This window comes from Actinacidiphila cocklensis, from assembly GCF_907177275.1.
GTDB classification, from domain to species: Bacteria; Actinomycetota; Actinomycetes; order Streptomycetales; family Streptomycetaceae; genus Actinacidiphila; species Actinacidiphila cocklensis.
In genome coordinates this window covers 116,250-137,952 of sequence record NZ_CAJSLV010000049.1, presented here as the reverse complement: position 1 = coordinate 137,952, position 21,703 = coordinate 116,250, and the positions used below count along the sequence as shown (strand labels likewise).

Sequence of the window (21,703 nt, the reverse complement as noted above, 5' to 3'; positions counted from 1 at the left end):
CTTACTCCTCCGGTTCACCGGCCGCGGGCTGACCGCCCTCGGCCGCAACGTCGTGCTCGCTGCTGCGCTCACTGTCGTTCACGGTGTCATCATCCTCGACGCCGGCAGGACCCGCCGCCTCCGGATCATCCTCCGCCTCGGCATTGCGCGCGATGCCGACGACGGCATCCCGCTTCCCGAGGTTGATCAGCTGGACGCCCATGGTGTCACGGCCCGTCTCCCTGACTTCGTTGACCCGCGTACGGATCACCCCGCCGCTCAGCGTGATGGCGAGGATCTCGTCGGTCTCCTCGACCACCAGCGCCCCGACCAGCGAGCCCCGGTCCTCCACGATCTTGGCCGCCTTGATCCCCAGTCCGCCGCGGCCCTGCACCCGATACTCGTCCACCGCGGTGCGTTTCGCATAACCGCCGTCGGTGGCGGTGAAGACGAACGTACCGGTCCTGACCACATTCATCGAGAGCAGTTCGTCCCCCTCGCGGAAACTCATGCCCTTCACGCCGGAGGTGGCGCGGCCCATCGGGCGCAGCGCGTCGTCCGACGCGGTGAACCTGATGCACTGGGCCTTGCGGCTGACCAGCAGCAGATCGTCGTCCGCGGAGACCAGCTCGGCGCCGATCAGCTCGTCGGAGCCCGCGATGCCGCCCACCTCTCCTTCGGCCTCCCGCAGGTTGATGGCGATCACGCCACCCGAGCGCGGGGAGTCGTAGTCCTTGAGCGCGGTCTTCTTCACCAGGCCGGACTTGGTGGCCAGCACCAGATACGGCGCCGCCTGGTAGTCCTTGATGGCCAGGATCTGGGCGATCCGCTCGTCGGGCTGGAAGGCCAGCAGGTTCGCCACGTGCTGGCCGCGCGCGTCCCGGCCGGCGTCCGGCAGCTCGTAGGCCTTGGCGCGGTAGACCCGGCCCTTGTTGGTGAAGAACAGCAGCCACTGGTGGGTGGTGGTCACGAAGAAGTGGTCGACGATGTCGTCCTGCTTGAGCTTCGTGCCGCGTACGCCCTTGCCGCCGCGCTTCTGCGACCGGTAGTCCTCGGTCTTGGTGCGCTTCACATAGCCGCCACGGCTGATCGTGACGACGATGTCCTCCTCGGCGATCAGGTCCTCGATGGACATGTCGCCGTCGAAGGGCACCAGCTTGCTGCGCCGGTCGTCGCCGAACTTGTCGACGATGGCCTGCAGCTCCTCGCTGATGATCTGCCGCTGCTTCTCGGGCGAGGCGAGGATCGCGTTGTACTCGTTGATCTTCGCCTGCAGCTCGTCGTGCTCGGCGATGATCTTCTGCCGCTCCAGGGCGGCCAGCCGGCGGAGCTGCATCTCCAGGATCGCGTTGGCCTGGATCTCGTCGATGTCGAGCAGGCCCATCAGGCCCTCGCGCGCGACCTCGACGGTGTCGCTGCGCCGGATCAGCGCGATGACCTCGTCGATCGCGTCGAGCGCCTTGAGCAGGCCGCGCAGGATGTGGGCGCGCTCCTCGGCCTTGCGCAGCCGGAAGCGGGTGCGCCGGATGATGACCTCGACCTGGTGGTTCACCCAGTTGCGGATGAACGCGTCCAGCGACAGGGTGCGCGGCACGCCGTCGACCAGGGCCAGCATGTTGGCGCCGAAGTTGGTCTGCAGGTCGGTGTGCTTGTAGAGGTTGTTCAGCACCACCTTGGCGACCGCGTCCCGCTTCAGCACGATCACCAGCCGCTGGCCGGTACGCGACGAGGTCTCGTCGCGGACGTCCGCGATGCCGCCGATCTTGCCGTCCTTGACCAGGTCGGCGATCTTCTGCGCCAGGTTGTCGGGGTTGGTCTGGTACGGCAGCTCGGTGACGACCAGGCACTGCCGGTTCTGGATCTCCTCGACCGCGACGATCGCCCGCATGGTGATCGAGCCGCGCCCGGTGCGGTACGCGTCCTCGATGCCCTTGCGGCCCACGACCAGCGCGCCGGTCGGGAAGTCGGGGCCCTTGATGCGCTCCATGAGCGCGTCGAGCAGCTCCTCGGGGGTCGCGTCCGGGTTGGCCAGGCACCACTGGGCGCCGTCGGCGACCTCGCGCAGGTTGTGCGGCGGGATGTTGGTGGCCATGCCGACCGCGATGCCCGCCGAGCCGTTGATCAGCAGGTTCGGGAAGCGCGCCGGCAGGACCGTCGGCTCCTGGTTGCGGCCGTCGTAGTTGTCCTGGAGGTCGACGGTCTCCTCGTCGATGTCCCTGACCATCTCCATGGACAGCGGCATCATCTTGCACTCGGTGTACCGCATGGCGGCGGCCGGGTCGTTGCCCGGGGAACCGAAGTTGCCGTTGGAGTCCACCAGCGGCATCCGCATCGACCACGGCTGCGCGAGCCGGACCAGCGCGTCGTAGATCGAGGAGTCGCCGTGCGGGTGGTAGGTGCCCATGACGTCGCCGACGACGCGCGCGCACTTGTAGAAGCCCTTCTCGGGCCGGTAGCCGCCGTCATACATGGCGTACAGCACCCGGCGGTGCACCGGCTTGAGGCCGTCACGGACGTCCGGCAGCGCGCGCGAGACGATGACGGACATCGCGTAGTCGAGATAGCTGCGCTGCATCTCGGTCTCGAGCCCGACGGGCTCGACACGCAGGCCGCCGGCCTCGTTGCGTAGTTCCCGCTCGGAATCGGGGACGTCGGGCACGGGTGGGATGTTGGGGGTCTCGTCGGCCATCGCTGTCAGATTGTCCTTTCACACGGCCAAAGTGGGGGCCGACTCAGATGTCCAGGAACCGGACGTCCTTGGCGTTGCGCTGGATGAACGACCGGCGCGCTTCCACGTCCTCGCCCATCAGCACCGAGAACAGGTCGTCGGCCTGGGCCGCGTCGTCCAGCGTGACCTGGCCGAGCACCCGGTGGTCGATGTCCATCGTGGTGACCCGCAGCTCCTCCGCGTTCATCTCGCCCAGGCCCTTGAAGCGCTGGATCGAGTCCTCGCGGATCCGCTTGCCGTTCCCCTTGCCCAGCTCCACCAGCGCGTCGCGCTCACGGTCGGAGTAGGCGTACTCGAAGTCGTCGCGGCCCCACTTGATCTTGTACAGCGGCGGGCGGGACAGGTAGACGTGTCCGGCCTCGACCAGCGGGCGCATGAAGCGGAAGAGGAAGGTCAGCAGCAGGGTGTTGATGTGCTGGCCGTCGACGTCGGCGTCCGCCATCAGGATGATCTTGTGATAGCGCAGCTTGGCGATGTCGAAGTCCTCGTGGACCCCGGTGCCGAAGGCCGAGATCAGCGCCTGGATCTCGGTGTTCTGCAGGATCTTGTCGATCCTGGCCTTCTCCACGTTCAGGATCTTGCCGCGGATCGGCAGGATCGCCTGGTACTGCGGGTTGCGGCCGGACTTGGCCGAGCCGCCGGCCGAGTCGCCCTCGACGATGAAGATCTCGCACTTCGTCGGGTCGTTGGACTGGCAGTCGCTCAGCTTGCCCGGCAGCGACGCCGACTCCAGCAGGCCCTTGCGGCGGGTCAGGTCGCGCGCCTTGCGGGCCGCGACCCGGGCGGTGGCCGCCTGGATCGACTTGCGGATGATGTCCGCGGCCTCGGTGGGGTTGCGGTCCAGCCAGTCGGTCAGGTGCTCGTGAACGACCTTCTGGACGAAGGTCTTCGCCTCGGTGTTGCCCAGCTTGGTCTTCGTCTGGCCCTCGAACTGCGGCTCGCCGAGCTTGACCGAGATGATCGCGGTCAGGCCCTCGCGGATGTCCTCGCCGTTGAGGTTGTCGTCCTTCTCACGCAGCAGCTTCTTCTCCCGCGCGTACTTGTTGACCAGGCTGGTCAGCGCCGCGCGGAAGCCCTCCTCGTGGGTGCCGCCCTCGTGGGTGTGGATGGTGTTGGCGAAGCTGTAGACGCCCTCGCTGTACTGGCTGTTCCACTGCATCGCGACCTCGACCGAGAGCAGCCGCTCCTTGTCCTCCGCCTCGATGTCGATGACGGTGGGGTGGATCAGCTCGCCCTTGCGCGAGTTGAGGTACGTCACGTAGTCGACCAGGCCGCCCTCGTAGTGGTACGAGACGCTGAGCGGCCTGCCCTCCTCGTCCACGTGGTCGGCGCGCTCGTCGGTCAGCGAGATCCGCAGGCCCTTGTTGAGGAACGCCATCTCCTGGAAGCGCCGCGACAGCGTCTCGAAGGAGTACTCGGTGGTCTCGAAGATGTCGGGGTCGGCCCAGAAGGTGACCGAGGTGCCGGTCTCCTCGACCTGCTCGTTCTTCGCCAGCGGCGCGGTCGGCACCCCCAGCTTGTAGTCCTGCGTCCAGCGGTGGCCCTCGGTGCGGACCTCGACCGCCACGCGCGTGGACAGCGCGTTGACGACGGAGACGCCGACGCCGTGCAGACCGCCGGAGACCGCGTAGCCGCCGCCGCCGAACTTTCCGCCGGCGTGCAGCACGGTCAGCACCACCTCGACGGCGGGCTTGCCCTCGGAGGCGACCATGCCGACGGGGATACCGCGGCCGTTGTCGACCACCCGGACGCCGCCGTCGGGGAGGATCGTCACGTCGATGGTGTCCGCGTGACCGGCCATCGCCTCGTCGACCGAGTTGTCGACCACCTCTTGCACGAGGTGGTGCAGGCCGCGTTCACCGGTCGAGCCGATGTACATACCCGGGCGCTTGCGCACCGCGTCGAGGCCTTCGAGCACGGTGATCGCGCTGGCGTCGTAGGACTTGCTGGAGTTCTCGTTGGGGTTGCCGGAATCGGCCACGAAGCGCCCTTTCTGGCACAGCACGAGCCGGGTCCCGCAGTGCGGGATCGGCTGCGTCTTCGACATGTTCCGCTGGGGTACCCCCGCGCGTTGCCAGGGGAGGGCGGTGTGTCGACCAGTCTACCGGTAGCGCCGACATGAATGGGGCTTTGCCGGTACCTCCCTTCCCATGTGCCGCCCAAAACTGCCGCCGCCCGACTCCCTACACGCAGCCCCGGTGCCAAAACCGCTCACGCGGGCGTCCAGGGCTTCCGGCTGTCAAGGCGCGGCTACGCTGAGCACGGGGACGGCTCCGCGGTCGCGCAGGCGTGCGAAAAGACCCTTCGAAAGGGTCGCCCACCTGCGCGAACGGGCTCGCTCAGCCGTAGGTGTCGCCGGGACCGCGGCTGCCCGGCGCCCGCAGCCTGCCGTAGGAACGGGTCGGCGCCACCGGGCCGAGCACCTTGAGCAGCTTCACCGTGCCGTGGCCGAGGTCCGAGTTGAGCCGGGCCACCAGGGTCGGGGCCAGCAGCCGCAGCTGGGTCGCCCACGCGGTGGAGTCGCAGGTCACAGTGAGGACCCGCGCCTCCTCGTCGTAGCGGTCGGGCGAGCAGTGCTGGGCGACCTCGGGGCCGACCAGCTGCGGCCAGCGGCCCATCACCCCGCCGACCGCGGCCGGCGCCTCCCAGCCGCGCTCGGTGATCAGCCGGTTGATGGCCGCGCCCAGCGGCAGCGGGTCCCTGCCGTCCGCCCTCGCGCCGCTGCGCAGCCCGCCGCGCCTGGCTTGTTTCTTCTGTACGGCCGCGGCGCCCCTGGCCCTGGCCTGTTCCTTGGCCGCCCTCAGCGCCACCCGCGCCAGGTCCACGCCCGACGCCTCTGGCGGCGCGGGCTGCTGGGGTACGTCGCCGCCACCCGCCGTGTCGCTCACTGCCGAACCACCGTCCCGTCCTGCACCGAGAAGCGCGCCCCGCGCAGCAGCCCCGGCACGTCGTCGTCCACTGCTGCGGTGACCAGCACCTGCTCGCCCGGCGCCACCATCTCGGCCAGCCGCTCCCGGCGCCTGGCGTCCAGCTCGGCGAACACGTCGTCGAGCACCAGTACCGGTTCGTCGCCGTCCGCGCACAGCAGTTCGTAGGAGGCCAGCCGCAGCGCCAGCGCGTACGACCAGGACTCGCCGTGGCTGGCGTAGCCCTTGGCGGGCATCGGGCCGAGCCTGAGCACCAGGTCGTCCCGGTGCGGGCCGACCAGGGTGACGCCGCGTTCGATCTCCTGGCGCCGGGCCGCGGTCAGCGCGTCGAGCAGCCGCGGGAAGAGCTCCTCGCGGCCGACGGCGCCCGCCAGCGCCTCGTCGCCCATCGAGCTGCGGTAGTCAAGGCCCACCGGACCGCCGCCGGGCGCCAGCTGCTCGTAGGCCTTGTCGGCCAGCGGCTGCAGCGCCGCCACCAGGTCGAGCCGGTGGGCCAGCAGCTCGGCGCCGGCCGTGGCCAGGTGCTGGTCCCACACGTCCAGGGTGGACAGGTCGGCGCCCTTGCCACCGTGCCTGCGGGCCAGTGCGGCGGTTTTCAGCAGCGTATTGCGCTGCTTCAGCACTCTTTCGAAGTCGCTGCGCACACCCGCCAGACGCGGCGCCCGGGCGGTGATCAGCTCGTCGAGGAAGCGGCGGCGCTCCCCAGGATCGCCCTTGACCAGCGCCAGGTCCTCGGGCGCGAACAGCACGCTGCGGACGATGCCGAGCAGATCGCGCGGGCGGACCTGCGAGGAGCGGTTGATCCTGGCCCGGTTGGCGCGGCCCGGGTTGATCTCCAGTTCGAGCAGCTGGCGCCGCTCGGTGTCGGCGGGCGTGCCCTGCACGACCTGGGCGCGTACCACCGCCCGCTCGGCGCCGACGCGGACCAGCGGGGCGTCGGAGGAGACCCGGTGGCTGCCCAGCGTCGCCAGGTAGCCGACCGCCTCGACCAGGTTGGTCTTGCCCTGCCCGTTGGGACCCACGAAAGCCGTGACGCCCGGGTCGAGAGGGACCTCGGCCCGGGCGTAGGAGCGGAAGTCGGCGAGCGACAGGTGCGCTACGTGCATCGCGTGCTTGGCGCGTCGCCGCGCCGACCTCCCTGCTTGCTGTGTGGTGCGGGCCGCCTACTCGGCGGCGGTGACCGCGTGGCCGCCGAACTCGTTGCGGAGCGCGGCGATCATCTTCATCTGCGGCGAGTCGTCCTGGCGGGACGCGAAACGCGCGAAGAGCGAGGCGGTGATCGCCGGCAGCGGCACCGCGTTGTCGATCGCGGCCTCCACCGTCCAGCGTCCCTCACCCGAGTCGTCGGCGTAACCGCGCAGGCCGCCCAGGTGCTCGTCCTTGTCCAGCGCGTCCACGGCCAGGTCGAGCAGCCAGGAGCGGATGACCGTACCGGACTTCCAGGAGCGGAAGACCTCGCGGACGTCGGTGACGGAGTCCACCGCCTCCAGCAGCTCCCAGCCCTCGGCGTAGGCCTGCATCATCGCGTACTCGATGCCGTTGTGGACCATCTTCGCGAAGTGGCCGGCGCCGACCCGGCCCGCGTGGACCGCGCCGGAGTCGCCCTCGGGCTTGAGCGCGTCGAAGATCGGCTGCGCCTTGGCGACGTCCTCTTCCTTGCCGCCGTACATCAGCGCGTAGCCGTTGGCCAGGCCCCACACACCGCCGGAGACACCGCAGTCGACGAAGCCGATGCCCTTGGCCGCCAGCTCCTCGGCGTGCTTCTCGTCGTCCGTCCAGCGCGAGTTGCCGCCGTCGACCACCAGGTCGCCGGGGGAGAGCAGCTCGCCCAGCTCGTCGATGGTGGACTGGGTCGCGGCGCCGGCCGGCACCATCACCCACACCACCCGCGGTCCCTGCAGGCCGTCCACAAGCTCCTTGAGGCTGTGGACATCGGCGAGATCCGGGTTGCGGTCGTAGCCGACGACGGTGTGGCCTGCGCGGCGGATGCGCTCGCGCATGTTGCCGCCCATCTTGCCGAGACCGATGAGACCGAGCTCCATCACAAATCCTTCGTTCGAAGCGCCCCGGGCGCCCGCGGTGTTGCGGCGACGCCGGCTGCTGCCTGACCCTGAACCTGACCTGAGGATGAGCCTACGTCGGCCCGGGCGGCAGCCGCGGGCGGGCTCAGCCGGACAGCCGGACCGGCATGATCAGGTACTTGTACGCGTCGTCCGGCTCGGCGTCGACGGCGGCGCGGCCGCTGAGCAGCGCCGGCTTGGTGGACGTGGTGAACGACAGCTGCGCCGCGGGGGAGTCGATCGCGCTCAGCCCGTCCAGCAGGAAGGTCGGGTTGAAGGCGATCGAGATGTCGTCGCCCTCCAGCTTGGCGTCGACCCTTTCCACAGCCTGTGCATCGTCGCTGGAGCCGGCCTCCAGGGTGAGCACACCCTGCTCGAAGCTCAGCCGCACCGGGGTGTTGCGCTCGGCGACCAGGGCGACGCGCTTGACCGCCTCGACGAAGGGCGCGGTCTCGATCACCGCCACGGAGGCGAACTCGGTCGGGAAGAGCGTGCGGTACTTGGGCAGGTCGCCCTCGAGCAGCCGGGTCGTCGTCCGCCGCCCCGCGCCCTCGAAGCCGATCAGGCCCTCACCGGCGCCGGAGCCGGCCAGCGCGATGGACACGGTGTCGCCGCTGGTGAGGGACTTGGCGGTGTCCTGCAGCGTCTTGGCGGGCACCAGGGCGACGGCCGAGATGTCGGCCTGCTCCGGCTTCCACAGGAACTCGCGGACCGCGAAGCGGTAGCGGTCGGTGGCGGCCAGCGTCACCGTGTCGCCCTCGATCTCGATCCGCACACCGGTCAGCACCGGCAGGGTGTCGTCGCGGCCGGCCGCGATGGCGACCTGGCTGGCGGCGGCGGCGAAGACCTCACCGGGAACCGTGCCGGACGCCACCGGCATCGCGGGCAGCGCCGGGTACTCCTCGACCGGCAGCGTGTGCAGCGTGAAGCGGGAGCTGCCGCAGACGACGGTGACCCGGACCCCGTCGGTGGAGATCTCCACAGGGCGGTTGGGAAGTGCCCGGGAGATGTCCGCGAGCAGCCGGCCGGACACCAGGACGGTGCCCTCCTCGTCGATCTCGGCCTCGACGGCGACCCGGGCCGAGACCTCGTAGTCGAAGCCGGACAGGCTCAGCTGGCCGTCCTCGGCCTTGAGCAGCAGCCCGGCGAGCACCGGCACCGGGGGGCGGGCCGGGAGGCTGCGGGCTGCCCAAGCCACTGCCTCGGCGAGTACGTCGCGCTCCACCCGGATCTTCACCGGAACCGCCTCCTGCTTGTTGCCAGCTGTCGGGGAACAGTCTGACGCACAGGACTGTCACTCGGAGCGGCTTGCCGTCAAGCGGCGACACAGCCGGCCGGGAGGCGAGGGCCGAGTTGTGCACAGGACCCGCTTCGAAGCAGTTTCCCCGTTCTCTACGTGTAGTCGTAGTAGTAGGGGTTGTGGATACCGTGGATAACCGGTTCCTGTGCAGGTCAGGCCCGGTTTTTTATCCCCAGGGCCTGTGGGTGGGACCGGTGGACAACCAGGGGGTGCTGTGGACGGCGGAAAGTTGTGCACACCCCGTACACAGGCGACCCGGTGTTGTCCCCAGCTCTGTCCCCAGGAATACCCCGGTTCTCCCCAGGCCAACCCACCGCCTTGGTGTGACGGCTTTCACTCTCCCGTGGGACAGGGGGCTGTTCGTTGCCGAACAGTGGACAAAGATGTGGAGAAGCGGCTCCGAGCTGTGCACAACCGGCCCCAACCTGTGGGCGGGCGGTGGACAACCGGTCGGTGGGTGCTGTGGACGGCCGGTCCGTCCACAGTCTGTGGATCACGGTTACCCACATATCCCCACCCCACTGAGCAGCCAGGACACCGCCGCGGCCGACCCGCCTGTGGAGAGTATCTGGACAACTCCGGTGTCCCCAGGCTGTGGACAGACAAATCGCCGCGATCCTGTGGACAACAGGACCGCGGCGACGGGTAATCGAACGGAGCGCGGTGCGCGTCAGCTCTTGATGCGGTTGGTCAGCTCCGTCACCTGGTTGTAGATGGACCGCCGCTCCGCCATCAGCGAGCGGATCTTCCGGTCGGCGTGCATCACCGTGGTGTGGTCGCGGCCCCCGAAGAGAGCGCCGATCTTGGGCAGCGACAGGTCGGTCAGCTCCCGGCACAGGTACATGGCGATCTGCCGTGCGGTGACCAGCACGCGGCTGCGCGAGGAGCCGGACAGGTCGTCCACCGCGAGGCCGAAGTAGGCCGCGGTCTCCGCCATGATCGCGGTGCCGCTGATCTCCGGCACCGAGTCCTCGCCGCCCGGGATCAGGTCCTTCAGCACGATCTCGGTGAGCTGCAGGTCCACCGGCTGCCGGTTGAGGCTCGCGAAGGCGGTGACCCGGATCAGCGCGCCCTCCAGTTCCCGGATGTTGCGGGAGATCCGGGACGCGATGAACTCCAGCACCTCGGGCGGCGCGTTCAGCTGCTCCTGGACCGCCTTCTTGCGCAGGATCGCGATCCGGGTCTCCAGCTCGGGCGGCTGGACGTCGGTGATCAGGCCCCACTCGAAGCGGTTGCGCAGCCGGTCCTCCAGGGTGACCAGCTGCTTGGGCGGCCGGTCGGAGGACAGCACGATCTGCTTGTTCGCGTTGTGCAGGGTGTTGAAGGTGTGGAAGAACTCCTCCTGCGTCGACTCCTTGCTCGCCAGGAACTGGATGTCGTCGACCAGCAGGATGTCCATGTCGCGGTAGCGCTTGCGGAAGGCGTCGGCCTTGCCGTCCCTGATGGAGTTGATGAACTCGTTCGTGAACTCCTCGGAGCTGACGTACCTGACCCGGGTGCCGGGGTAGAGGCTCCGCGCGTAGTGCCCGATCGCATGGAGCAGGTGCGTCTTGCCGAGGCCGGACTCTCCGTAGATGAACAGCGGGTTGTAGGCCTTGGCCGGGGCCTCGGCCACCGCGACCGCCGCGGCGTGCGCGAAGCGGTTCGAGGCGCCGATCACGAAGGTGTCGAAGAGGTACTTCGGGTTCAGCCGGGCGGTGGGCTCCACGGCCCCGCCGCTGCCGCCCGATCCCCCGCCGCCCGGGCCGCCGGAGCCGCCCGGCGGCGGGGGCACGGCAGAGGACCGCTCGGGGCGGGCGGCGGGCGGCTGCCCGCCCTGCTGGGGATACCCGCCCGCGGACCCGGCGCCGTACGGCCGGTCGCCGGGGTGCGCCTGGTGCGGTACGGCCGGGTAGCCGCCGTCGAGGCGATCGGCGCGGTAGCGGTCCCGGCCGCGGTCCAGCTCCCGGTTGCGATCGAGGTCGCGGCCGCGGTCGAGGTCCCGGCTCCGGTCCAGGTCGCGGCCGCGGTCGCGGTCGAGGTCACGCTCCCGGTCGAGGTCCCCGCGACTGTCGCGAATGTCACGAATGTCGCGGCCGTCGAGCCGGTCCCGCGGGTCCCTGGGGTCGCGGCCGTCCCGGTCGCCGTGCGCGTCGCGGGCGTCCCTGGCGTCGGGGTACGGGTCGGGCCTGCGGTCCTGGAAGGCGCCGGCGGGCGGTGCGCCCCAGTTCCCGAGCCCCGGCTGCTGCCACTCCTCGTCCGGCGTACGCGGCGGCCAGTCGTCCGTTCCCCCGTCCGGATGGTCCTGCTCGCCGCCGGAGGCGACCGCGATGGCGATGCCCACGGTGTGACCGAACTCATGGCTGAGCACATCGGTGATCAGTTGCTTGAGCTGCTGGCCCTCGAGGATCTTCTTGGCGTACTCGTTCGGCGCGGACAGCACGGCGGTGCCGGCCACCAGGGCCAGCGGCTGGATGCGCCGGAGCCATTCCGCATGGGTGGGTTTCAGGTCCTCGCTGTCCACCAGCAGTTTCCTGAGCACTTGCGGCCACACTGCGGCAAGATCGGCGGATACGTCAGCCACAGGGCACGCTCTCTCGGTTGCTTATGTTGCGTAGGTGGTGCAGCGATCTCCCGCGGACGTGTGGACCTCGGCAGGGGCGGGAAGAGTACGGAGTTCAGCCACGGTAATCAGCGCGGCGGGCGTGGTTCAAGTCGTTGTCCACAGGCTGTGTACAAATGGCGGGGGCGCGCCGTCGGGTTTGACCGGATGGCCTAGCCGCACGTACCGTATCGAGGTCGAGTTGTCGATGGCTGCTGCCGCCTGCCTACCGATGGGCGAGGATCTTCCGGAGCGTTAACGCTGCCGGGCGATCGTCAAGCGGTGCACCCGTTTGATCCGCGAGCTTTTCGTGGGCGCACGGTGACAGCCAGGCGACGCCCCGCCGGACACGATCTCTCCTGGAGCCCCCGAGTGAGCAAGCGCACCTTCCAGCCGAACAACCGCCGCCGCGCCAAGACCCACGGCTTCCGTCTGCGGATGCGTACCCGTGCGGGTCGCGCGATCCTCGCGACCCGCCGCGGCAAGGGCCGCGCGCGTCTGTCTGCCTGATTGCCTCAGGCCTGATGTCGTGCTGCCCTCCGAGAATCGGCTGAGGCGGCGCCAGGACTTCGCGACGGCGGTTCGCCGTGGACGCCGGGCGGGCCGCCCGCTGCTGGTCGTCCATCTGCGCCGAGACGCCACTGACCCGCACGTGCCTGGGGAGAAGACTCCCCCGGCACGTGCGGGTTTCGTCGTGAGCAAGGCCGTCGGCGGGGCGGTACAGCGGAATCAGGTAAAACGCAAACTGCGTCATCTGGTCCGGGCGCGTCTGTCACTCCTCCCCCCCGGTAGCCTGGTAGTGGTACGCGCGCTTCCCGAAGCGGGGAACGCGGACCACGCACAGCTGGCCCTCGACCTGGACGCCGCACTGCAGCGGCTGCTGGGCCGTGACACCCATGGCGATGCCGAGGGGAGGGTGGCTCAATGAAATACCCACTGCTGGCACTGATCAAGCTGTATCAGTGGACGATCAGTCCGCTGCTCGGCCCGGTGTGCCGGTATTACCCGTCGTGCTCCCACTACGGGTACACCGCCATCGACCGGCATGGCGCGATCAAGGGCACTGCCCTTACCGCGTGGCGCATCCTCCGGTGCAACCCCTGGTCGCCCGGCGGAGTGGACCATGTCCCGCCGCGTAAGCGGCCGCCATGGCACGAACTGCTGCGCCGCGCACTGCGGGGCGGCTCCGACGGGCCCGTCACGCCCGAGCCCACCGGACCCTCTCACGCCCAAGGAGCCTGACCGTGGGGATCCTGAACCCCCTATACGACGCAGTGTCGTGGATCATCGTCCAGTTCCACTCGTTCTACAGCCTGATCTTCGACAAGGACAGCGGCTGGGCGTGGGGTCTGTCCATCGTCTCGCTGGTGGTCCTGATCCGGATCTGCTTGATCCCGCTGTTCGTCAAGCAGATCAAGTCCACCCGGAACATGCAGGCGCTCCAGCCCAAGATGAAGGCGATCCAGGAGCGCTACAAGAACGACCGCCAGAAGCAGTCCGAAGAGATGATGAAGCTGTACAAGGAGACGGGCACCAACCCGCTCTCCTCGTGCCTGCCGATTCTGGCCCAGTCGCCGTTCTTCTTCGCGCTGTACCACGTGCTCAGCAACATCGCTAAGGGCAACGAGGTCGGAGTGATCCACTCCAACCTGGTCGACAGCGCCAAGAACGCGCACATCTTCGGCGCCCCGCTGGCGGCGAAGTTCACCGACGGTGCCGCCAAGGTCGAGTCACTCGGTGCCACCCTCACCGATGTGCGGGTTGTCACCCTCGTGATGATCGTGCTGATGTCGGCGTCGCAGTTCTACACCCAGCGCCAGCTCATGACGAAGAACGTCGACATGACGGTGAAGACGCCGTTCATGCAGCAGCAGAAGATGCTGATGTACGTCTTCCCGGTCATCTTCGCCGTGCTGGGTATCAACTTCCCCGTCGGTGTCCTCATCTACTGGCTGACCACCAACGTGTGGACCATGGGCCAGCAGATGTTCGTGATCTACCGCAACCCCACCCCCGGCAGCCTGGCCTTCCAGCAGCGCCAGGAGCGGCTGCGGGCCAAGGGCAAGCTGGTCGAGCAGCCCGAGGAGATCGCTGCCAAGGAGGCCGTCGAGGTCGCCCGGGCCAACCGCACCCAGCCCAAGCGGCAGCCGAAGGCCAAGCGGCACACCGGCGGCGCTGCTGGCGGTCCCGGAGCACCGCGGGCGGGCGGTTCCGGTGGTTCTGCCGGCGACGCCCAGGCCGACACTCCCCAGGACGACACCCCGAAGAGCGGTACCCCCAAGAGCGGTACTCCCAAGGGCGGCGCCTCCAAGGGCGGTGCTACCCGGTCCGGCTCCGGCGGCAAGAGCAGCGGCGGCGCACCGCGGGCCGGCGCTCCGAGGGCGGGCGGTCAGAAGCAGGGCGGCGGCACGCCGGGTAAGCAGCCAGGCGGGGCCAAGTCCAAGCCGACCAACCTGTCGTCGAAGAAGAAGTAAGAGGAGCGTCCAGGCGTGAGCGACGTCAACACCACCGCGGCACCCGACAGCGGCTCGTCCGCGACTCTGACCCGGCTGGAGCAGGAGGGTGAGATCGCGGCGGACTACCTGGAGGGGCTGCTGGACATCGCCGACCTCGACGGTGACATCGACATGGATGTCGAGGGTGAGCGTGCGTCGGTGTCGATCATCGGCGACACCTCCACCCGGGAGCTGACCAAGCTCGTCGGGCGGGACGGCGAGGTGCTGGAGGCGCTGCAGGAGCTGACCCGGCTCGCGGTGCACCGGGAGACCGGTGAGCGCAGCCGGCTGATGCTGGACATCGCCGGGTTCCGGGCGCGCAAGCGCGCGGAACTGGCGCAGCTGGGCGCAGAGGCGGCAGCCGAGGCCAAGGAGACCGGTCAGCCGGTGAAGCTGGACCCGATGACGCCTTTCGAGCGCAAGGTCGTGCATGACGCGGTCGCCGCGGCGGGTCTGCGCAGCGAGTCCGAGGGCGAGGAGCCCCAGCGCAGGGTGGTCGTGCTGCCGGTCTGACCGGTTGCGCACTCCGATCGATCGGCCCCGTCTGCTCGCAGGCGGGGCCGAAGCTTGTCAGCCTGGATGAAAGAACGCGTGCGAGAACCGAGGAAAGGAAAGTCCCGTGACGGAGGCAGCAGCGGAGCTTCCCGCGCCGCCCGAGCAGGCCGGGGCGGTGTTCGGCGACCGGTTCGCCGACGCGCTGCGCTATGCCGAGCTGCTGGCGGATGCCGGGGTGCAACGCGGTCTGATCGGTCCGCGCGAGGTGCCCCGGCTGTGGGAGCGGCACCTGCTGAACTGTGCGGTGCTCTCCGAGGTGATCGACGAGGCCGTGTCGGTCTGCGACGTGGGCTCCGGTGCCGGCCTGCCGGGCATTCCGCTGGCCCTGGCCCGGCCGGACCTGGAGATCACCCTGCTGGAGCCGCTGCTGCGCCGTACGACCTTCCTGGAGGAGGTGGTACGGCTGCTGGGGCTGACCAATGTGACGGTCGTCCGCGGTCGGGCCGAGGAGATGGTGGGCAAGCTGCCGCCGGTGGACGTGGTGACCGCTCGCGCGGTCGCGCCGCTGGAGCGGCTGGCCGGCTGGGGACTGCCCCTGCTGCGCCCGCACGGTGAGATGGCGGTCCTCAAGGGCGATACCGCCGAGGAGGAGCTGAAGGCGGCCAGGGCGGCGCTCGGCCGGCTGGGCGCGGTGAGCGCCTCGGTGACCCAGGTCGGTGAGGGCGTGGTCGATCCGTTGTCCACAGTCGTCCGGGTCCTGGTGGGGGAAAGTCCCGGCGGAGTTCGTGCGGCCACCCGGCGGGCGAAAGCGGCCCGGGCCAGCCGGGCACCGCGAGGCGGGGGCAACGCGGGGCGCCGTCGCCGCTGAGCGACTGGTCGGAAGCGGTCAAAACGTCATAATCCGGAGTGTCCTGTCGGGATACAGGCGTGGCGCGGCGCATCGTGTTCCACGTGAAACGTCGCTCACTGCTTCCAGGAGTCCTCAGCCGCGGCCGTGCCGCGGCCGAGGCGCGCGCCAACAAGCCGACCAAGCCCAATTCGGCTGTGGATAACCGGGATTTATCCACAGCCGACCGGGGCTCGCTGGTTCAGCACCCCTCGGGCATGGCAGGCTCTTCTCATAGCGAGCCTGAAGTCGAGGAGAGTGAGTCCTTGCGGTCCGACGCCAATATCGCGGGGCCGATGGCCGACCCGGTCCCCGGTCCCCGCTCAGCTGAATCAGCCGGGGGACCACTTTCCGTGCCCCCGGGGTTCGGGAGCGATGTTTCACGTGAAACATTGCCTCCTATGGATGACACCCCGATCGGCCGCGCTGCCCAGATGGCCGTCGAGGCGCTGAACCGCACCGGTGAGGGTCTGCCCCGTCCGGCGCAGACCCGGGTGATGGTCGTCGCCAACCAGAAGGGCGGGGTGGGTAAGACCACGACCACGGTGAACCTGGCGGCCTCCCTGGCGCTGCACGGCGCGCGGGTGCTGGTGATCGACCTCGACCCGCAGGGCAACGCCTCCACGGCGCTCGGGATCGACCACCACGCCGAGGTGCCGTCGATCTACGACGTGCTGGTGGAGAGCAAGCCGCTGTCGGACGTTGTGCTGCCGGTGGCCGACGTGGAGGGCCTCTTCTGCGCTCCCGCGACCATCGACCTGGCCGGCGCCGAGATCGAACTGGTCTCGCTGGTGGCCCGGGAGAGCCGGCTGCAGCGGGCGATCGAGTCCTACGAGCAGCCGCTGGACTACGTCCTGATCGACTGCCCGCCCTCGCTCGGCCTGCTCACCGTCAACGCCCTGGTGGCCGGCGCCGAGGTGGTCATCCCGATCCAGTGCGAGTACTACGCGCTGGAGGGACTGGGGCAGCTGTTGAAGAACGTGGACCTGGTCCGCGCCCACCTCAACCCGAAGCTGCATGTGTCCACCATCCTGCTGACGATGTACGACGGCAGGACCCGGCTGGCCTCCCAGGTGGCGGAGGAGGTGCGCACCCACTTCGGCAAGGAGGTGCTGCGCACCAGCATTCCGCGCTCGGTACGCATCTCTGAGGCGCCCAGCTACGGTCAGACCGTCTTGACCTACGACCCGGGCTCCAGCGGCGCCCTGTCGTACCTGGAGGCCGCCCGGGAGATGGCCCTGCGCGGTCTGCCGGGCGAGGTGGCCGTCGAGTACGACCCGCAGTCGCAGGGCGAACAGCACAACCCGCACAGCATGTCGGAGGGGATCCAGTGAGTGATCGACGCAGAGGGCTCGGCCGTGGTCTCGGCGCGCTGATCCCGGCCGCGCCGCAGGCGACCAGCCCAACGTCCGGGACCGCACCGGTCCTGGTGCCGGACCGCGGGGTCGCGGCGGCAAAGGTGGCGGGTCTGGTGGAACGCCGGCCGACGGAGTCCGCACCGCCCGCAGTGGAGATCCCTGTTTCACGTGAAACAGAGCCGGATCTCTCCGCGGCGCGGGTCCCGGTCGCGGGCGCCTACTTCGCCGAGCTGGAACTCGACGCCATCACGCCCAACCCCCGGCAGCCGCGGGAGGTGTTCGACGAGGACGCCCTCAACGAGCTGATCACCTCGATCAAAGAGGTCGGTCTGCTCCAGCCGGTGGTCGTACGGCAGATCAGCGCGGACCGCTTCGAGCTGATCATGGGCGAGCGCCGCTGGCGGGCCTGCCGCGAGGCGGGCCTGGAGCGGATTCCGGCAATCGTCCGGGCCACCGACGACGAGAAGCTGCTGCTGGACGCCCTGCTGGAGAACCTGCACCGGGCGCAGCTGAACCCGCTGGAAGAGGCTGCGGCCTATGACCAGCTGCTGCGGGACTTCTCCTGCACCCATGAGCAGCTGGCCGACCGGATCGGCCGGTCCCGCTCGCAGGTCTCCAACACCCTGCGGCTGCTCAAACTCCCCGCCCCGGTGCAGCGTCGGGTGGCAGCCGGGGTGATCTCCTTCGGGCACGCCCGCGCCCTGCTCTCGCTGGAGGACTCCGAAGCGCAGGACAAGCTGGCGCTCCGGATCGTCGCGGAAGAGCTGTCGGTCCGAACGGTCGAAGAGATCGTGAAGCTGATGAACAGCGAGCCGCAGACCGCCAAGAAGTCGGCGGCGCCGCGGGCCGGCCGCCGGGTGGCCCCGGCGCTCACCCACCTGGCCACCCGGCTCTCCGACCGCTTCGACACCCGGGTGAAGGTGGACCTGGGCCAGAAGCGGGGCAAGATCGTGGTGGAGTTCGCCTCGATGGAAGATCTGGAGCGCATCCTCGGCGCCATGGCACCCGGTGAGGGCAAGGTGCTGGAGAACCGGCTGGACGACGAGGCCGAGGACGACGACGAGTGACACCGTGGCACCCCGGACCTGAACCCCGGGGTGCCACCGTTCGGTCAGCGACAGGAATGGGGTCCTTGGCACATGGGCCGTCGGCTAGTACCGCTCACCCTCGACAATCTTCCTGACCTTCCCAAGCCCTGCCGGCGCTGCGTCTTCTGGGAGCTGGACCCGGTGAGTGGCGAGGCCGCCGTCCAGGCTGGCAAGCCCGAGCTGGAGAAGGAGGCCTGGATCTCCGCGGTGCTGCTGGAGTGGGGCTCCTGCGGCCGGGTGGTGTACGTGGACGAGGTCCCGGCAGGGTTCGTGCTCTACGCCCCGGCCGCCTACGTGCCCCGGTCGATGGCCTTCCCGACCAGTCCGGTGTCCGCGGACGCGGTTCAGCTGATGACGGCCCGCGTGCTGCCCGGCTATCAGGGCCAGGGTATCGGCCGGGTCCTGGTGCAGACGGTGGCCAAGGATCTCGTACGGCGGAACTTCAAGGCGATCGAGGCGTTCGGCGACGCGAAGTGGTCGGCGCCGTCCTGTGTCCTGCCGGCCGACCATCTGCTGGCCGTCGGCTTCAAGACGGTCCGACCGCACCCCCGGTTCCCCCGGCTACGGCTGGAGCTGCGCTCCACGATCTCCTGGAAGGAGGACGTCGAGATGGCCATTGACCGGCTGCTGGGCGCCGTCCAGAAGGAGCCCGTCCTCCGCCCGCTCTGACGTTGCACCCGCTCCCGTAGCTGTCCATACGAAAGGGCCGGCTCCCCCGAGGGGAGCCGGCCCTTCGATGTTCCACGTGGAACAGTGCGCGATCAGCCGATGAAGTCGGAGAGGTCGCGGACGAGCGCGGCCTTCGGCTTGGCACCGACGATCGTCTTCACGACCTCGCCGCCCTTGTAGACGTTGAGGGTCGGGATGGACATCACGCCGTACTTCGCGGCGGTGACGGGGTTCTCGTCGATGTTGAGCTTGACGATGGTGATGTCGTCCGGGTGCTCCGCCGCGATGGCTTCCAGGGACGGGGCGATCTGACGGCAGGGGCCGCACCACTCGGCCCAGAAGTCGACCAGCACGGGCTTGTCGCTGGCGAGGACCTCCTCGGCGAAGGTGGCGTCCGTTACGTGCTTGGGCTTGCCGGCCACGGCAGTCTCCTCAGGTTCGATACAGCGGGTGGGGATGGGGGATCAGGCGGCCTTCCCGGCGTCGCTGAGCGACGACAGGTAGCGTTCGGCGTCCAGAGCGGCGGAACAGCCGGTGCCAGCCGCGGTGATCGCCTGACGGTAGGTGTGGTCCACGACGTCTCCGGCAGCGAAGACACCGGGAATGCTGGTGCGGGTGCTCGGCGCCTGGACGGTGAGGTAGCCCTCCCCGTCGAGGTCGAGGACACCCTTGAAGAGCTCGGTCCTCGGGTCGTGGCCGATGGCGATGAACAACCCGGTGACGGGCAGCTCCGAGGTCTCGCCCGTCTTGGTGTTGCGCAGGGTCAGGCCGGACAGCTTGCCGTCGCCCTGGATCTCGGCAACCTCGCTGTCCCAGACGAAGGAGATCTTCGGGTCGGCGAAGGCGCGCTCCTGCATCGCCTTGGACGCCCGCAGGCTGTCCCGGCGGTGCACGATCTTCACGGACTTGGCGAACCGGGAGAGGAAGGTCGCCTCCTCCATCGCGGTGTCGCCACCGCCGATCACGGCGATGTCGTGCTCGCGGAAGAAGAAGCCGTCACAGGTGGCACACCAGGAGACGCCACGACCGGAGAGCTGGTCCTCGTTGGGCAGGTTGAGCTTCCGGTGCTGGGACCCGGTAGCGACGATGACGGCCTTCGCCCGGTGGACGGTGCCCGCCGAGTCGGTGACAGTCTTGATGTCGCCGGACAGGTCGACCGCGACCACGTCGTCCGGGATCAGCTCGGCGCCGAACCGCTCCGCCTGGGCGCGCATGTTGTCCATCAGGTCCGGGCCGATGATGCCGTCCCGGAAGCCGGGGAAGTTCTCCACCTCGGTGGTGTTCATCAGGGCACCGCCGGCGGTGACCGAGCCCTCGAAGACCAGCGGGTTGAGGGATGCGCGTGCCGTGTACAGCGCCGCGGTGTAGCCCGCAGGCCCCGAGCCGATGATGATCACGTTACGGACGTCGCTCACGGGTGTCTTCCTCGTCTCTGCGGACTGCTGTGGGGGTCCGGCCCTGGCTGGACTCACGTCGTGCCTAACGGATCCTACGGGGCTGGCATTCCCCCGCCGGTGCGCCGCCCCACGCCTACCCCGGTGAGCCCCGGGTACGGCTGGTCAGCCCCGTGGATAGGCGCCCCGGAAGAGCACTCTGCCGGGGGTGTCGGCCGTACAGGTGGCAGTCACCACATAGGCGTCGACCTGCGTGGGGTCGGGGTCGGGAATCACGACGAGGTAGGAGTCGACGCCCTCGTAGGGCTCCCGACTGGCGGCCAGCGGTTGCTGGACCCGCTGGGTGGCTTTGAGTACGCAGCCGGGCACGGTGATGACGGTGCCGTCGGGGCCGGTGACCTTGGCGTCCCCACGGGGGCTCAGCATCGGTGAGGTCACCCCGCCGCCGGTCTTGCCGCCCGCCCCGTCGAGTAGCCGTGCCACCTCTTCACCCACCGCGTTGGAATCGTCTCCGCCCTGGGCGCTGGCCTTCCGCTGGGCGCTGCTGTCCGCGTTGGCGGTGGGGCCGCTGTGGGACGACAGTTCGTAGACCACCCCGCCCAGAGCGAGGACGGCAGCCGTCGAGGCCGCGCCGAGCAGCAGCGCACGCCGGTGCCTGCGGCCGCGGCCGGGTCCGGTGGGTGCCGAGAGACGGCCGGCGGGTGCCGATGTTCCACGTGGAACATCCGCCGCTTCGCCGGTCGCCTGTGCCGGCAGCGATGTTTCACGTGGAACATGCGGCAGAGCGGAGTCGAACCGAGCCTCGGCGGCGAGGGCCGCGTCGATCCGTGCGGCCACATCGGCGGGCATCGGCTCCGGCTCCGGTAGATCGCCGAGCAGGTCGCGGATCTCCGCGAGCGAGGCCAGCACCTCGCCGCACTCCACGCAGGACTCCGCGTGGGCGCGGACTTCCGTCGCCCGCTCCGGCGGCAGGATGCCCTCGGCCAGGTCGGCGATCTCCATGACGTCCGGATGCGGGTCCTGGCCCGTGGTCGATGTCATCGGTGGTCACCTCCGCCCTGTTCCGTTCCTGCCGGTGGGACGGATGTCCCCTGCGTCCGGTTCCTTCCGCCGTCGGGGCCGGCCCGGTCGGCGCCGCCCCCGGTCCGTAGGTGGCTGAGCAGCGGCAGCAGCCGGGCGCGGCCACGGGCGCATCTGCTCTTGACGGTGCCCTCCGGTACGGCGAGCACGGCCGCCGCCTCCGCGACCGGATAGCCCTGCATGTCGACCAGCACCAGGACGGCCCGCTGCTCGGCAGGCAGCGTGGCCAGAGCGGCGAGGAGTTCGCGATGCAGCTCGTCGCGCTCGGCGGGGGCCTCGGCCGACTCGTGCGGTTCGAGGAGGGATTCGAAGTTCTCCTCGTCGGCGACCGGTGCGGTGCGCCGGGACGCGGCCCGTCGTGCCCGGTCCAGGCAGGCGTTCACGGTGATGCGGTGCAGCCAGGTTGTGACGGCCGACTGGCCGCGGAAGGTATGGGCGGCTCGGAAGGCCGACACCAGCGCGTCCTGCACGGCGTCAGCGGCTTCCTCGCGGTCGCCCAGCGTCCGCAGGGCGACCGCCCACAGCCGGTCCCGGTGCCTGTGGACCAGTTCACCGAAGGCATCGGCCTCGCCCGCCACGTGGCGGGCGAGGAGGTCGGCGTCGTCGGCTTCGCCGAGCGGCGTTCGCTCCAAGGCCAGACTCCCCCGTCCGCTTCCGTGGGGC

At 69.7% G+C, this 21,703-nt stretch carries 20 protein-coding genes; 9 read left to right on the top strand and 11 right to left on the bottom strand.

Translation table 11 applies throughout. From position 1 onward, the window contains the following. Position 1: 1 nt before the first annotated feature. The 7 genes from gyrA to dnaA all read right to left on the bottom strand — a co-directional run bounded on the left by gyrA (position 2) and on the right by dnaA (position 11,557). The gene (gene gyrA / locus NFU81_RS13540) at positions 2-2,668 is read right to left on the bottom strand and encodes a DNA gyrase subunit A (protein ID WP_274036902.1); all 2,667 of its coding nucleotides are present in this window, start codon (positions 2,666-2,668) and stop codon (positions 2-4) included. A gap of 43 nt (positions 2,669-2,711) precedes the next feature. Then, the gene (gyrB, locus tag NFU81_RS13535) at positions 2,712-4,712 is read right to left on the bottom strand and encodes a DNA topoisomerase (ATP-hydrolyzing) subunit B (protein WP_251489379.1); all 2,001 of its coding nucleotides are present in this window, start codon (positions 4,710-4,712) and stop codon (positions 2,712-2,714) included. Positions 4,713-5,046: 334 nt separating this feature from the next. Further along, on the bottom strand, positions 5,047-5,595 hold the full coding sequence (locus tag NFU81_RS13530) for a DciA family protein (RefSeq protein WP_251489318.1): 549 nt from the start codon (positions 5,593-5,595) through the stop codon (positions 5,047-5,049). Beyond that, the gene (gene recF / locus NFU81_RS13525) at positions 5,592-6,740 is read right to left on the bottom strand and encodes a DNA replication/repair protein RecF (protein ID WP_251489317.1); all 1,149 of its coding nucleotides are present in this window, start codon (positions 6,738-6,740) and stop codon (positions 5,592-5,594) included. The genes NFU81_RS13530 and recF overlap by 4 nt, the downstream gene beginning before the upstream one ends. A gap of 57 nt (positions 6,741-6,797) precedes the next feature. Further along, entirely contained in the window at positions 6,798-7,676 is an 879-nt protein-coding gene (gene gnd / locus NFU81_RS13520) for a phosphogluconate dehydrogenase (NAD(+)-dependent, decarboxylating) (protein WP_251489314.1), read from the bottom strand. Positions 7,677-7,800: 124 nt separating this feature from the next. Continuing rightward, positions 7,801-8,931 carry a DNA polymerase III subunit beta gene (gene dnaN, locus NFU81_RS13515; RefSeq protein WP_251489312.1) on the bottom strand — a complete coding sequence of 377 codons (1,131 nt, stop codon included), beginning with the start codon at positions 8,929-8,931 and terminating at the stop codon, positions 7,801-7,803. Between the two features lie 733 nt (positions 8,932-9,664). Continuing rightward, entirely contained in the window at positions 9,665-11,557 is a 1,893-nt protein-coding gene (gene dnaA, locus NFU81_RS13510; protein WP_274036906.1) for a chromosomal replication initiator protein DnaA, read from the bottom strand. 390 nt (positions 11,558-11,947) lie between these two features. Here dnaA and rpmH point away from each other — a divergent pair, with 390 nt between their 5' ends. The 9 genes from rpmH (at position 11,948) to NFU81_RS13465 (ending at position 18,566) form a co-directional block, all read left to right on the top strand. Beyond that, on the top strand, positions 11,948-12,085 hold the full coding sequence (rpmH, locus tag NFU81_RS13505) for a 50S ribosomal protein L34 (protein WP_030354375.1): 138 nt from the start codon (positions 11,948-11,950) through the stop codon (positions 12,083-12,085). 19 nt (positions 12,086-12,104) lie between these two features. Next, on the top strand, positions 12,105-12,503 hold the full coding sequence (gene rnpA / locus NFU81_RS13500) for a ribonuclease P protein component (protein WP_251489310.1): 399 nt from the start codon (positions 12,105-12,107) through the stop codon (positions 12,501-12,503). Beyond that, entirely contained in the window at positions 12,500-12,817 is a 318-nt protein-coding gene (gene yidD / locus NFU81_RS13495) for a membrane protein insertion efficiency factor YidD (RefSeq protein WP_167981854.1), read from the top strand. Before rnpA ends, yidD begins: the two co-directional genes overlap by 4 nt. Positions 12,818-12,819: 2 nt before the next feature. Further along, positions 12,820-14,049: a membrane protein insertase YidC gene (gene yidC, locus NFU81_RS13490; protein WP_251489308.1), complete on the top strand. Its 1,230-nt coding sequence runs from the start codon at positions 12,820-12,822 to the stop codon at positions 14,047-14,049. A gap of 15 nt (positions 14,050-14,064) precedes the next feature. Then, positions 14,065-14,583 carry a Jag family protein gene (locus NFU81_RS13485; protein WP_251489305.1) on the top strand — a complete coding sequence of 173 codons (519 nt, stop codon included), beginning with the start codon at positions 14,065-14,067 and terminating at the stop codon, positions 14,581-14,583. 106 nt (positions 14,584-14,689) lie between these two features. Continuing rightward, the gene (gene rsmG, locus NFU81_RS13480) at positions 14,690-15,433 is read left to right on the top strand and encodes a 16S rRNA (guanine(527)-N(7))-methyltransferase RsmG (protein WP_251489303.1); all 744 of its coding nucleotides are present in this window, start codon (positions 14,690-14,692) and stop codon (positions 15,431-15,433) included. Positions 15,434-15,669: 236 nt separating this feature from the next. Beyond that, complete coding sequence (locus NFU81_RS13475; RefSeq protein ID WP_251489301.1) at positions 15,670-16,785, top strand: AAA family ATPase; 1,116 nt, start codon at positions 15,670-15,672, stop codon at positions 16,783-16,785. After that, positions 16,782-17,876 (top strand): ParB/RepB/Spo0J family partition protein, encoded by a 1,095-nt coding sequence (locus NFU81_RS13470; RefSeq protein WP_251489299.1) that lies wholly within the window; start codon positions 16,782-16,784, stop codon positions 17,874-17,876. Before NFU81_RS13475 ends, NFU81_RS13470 begins: the two co-directional genes overlap by 4 nt. Before the next feature lie 72 nt (positions 17,877-17,948). After that, the gene (locus tag NFU81_RS13465) at positions 17,949-18,566 is read left to right on the top strand and encodes a GNAT family N-acetyltransferase (protein WP_251489297.1); all 618 of its coding nucleotides are present in this window, start codon (positions 17,949-17,951) and stop codon (positions 18,564-18,566) included. Between the two features lie 92 nt (positions 18,567-18,658). Here the strand turns inward: NFU81_RS13465 and trxA are convergent, their stop codons facing one another. The 4 genes from trxA to sigM form a co-directional block, all read right to left on the bottom strand. Next, on the bottom strand, positions 18,659-18,988 hold the full coding sequence (gene trxA, locus NFU81_RS13460; RefSeq protein WP_251489296.1) for a thioredoxin: 330 nt from the start codon (positions 18,986-18,988) through the stop codon (positions 18,659-18,661). Between the two features lie 42 nt (positions 18,989-19,030). Next, complete coding sequence (gene trxB / locus NFU81_RS13455; RefSeq protein ID WP_251489293.1) at positions 19,031-19,981, bottom strand: thioredoxin-disulfide reductase; 951 nt, start codon at positions 19,979-19,981, stop codon at positions 19,031-19,033. A 144-nt stretch (positions 19,982-20,125) separates the two neighbouring features. Further along, positions 20,126-21,001: an anti-sigma factor family protein gene (locus NFU81_RS13450; RefSeq protein ID WP_251489291.1), complete on the bottom strand. Its 876-nt coding sequence runs from the start codon at positions 20,999-21,001 to the stop codon at positions 20,126-20,128. Next, positions 20,998-21,672 carry an RNA polymerase sigma factor SigM gene (gene sigM / locus NFU81_RS13445; RefSeq protein ID WP_251489289.1) on the bottom strand — a complete coding sequence of 225 codons (675 nt, stop codon included), beginning with the start codon at positions 21,670-21,672 and terminating at the stop codon, positions 20,998-21,000. The genes NFU81_RS13450 and sigM overlap by 4 nt, the downstream gene beginning before the upstream one ends. Between the last annotated feature and the right edge of the window lie 31 nt (positions 21,673-21,703).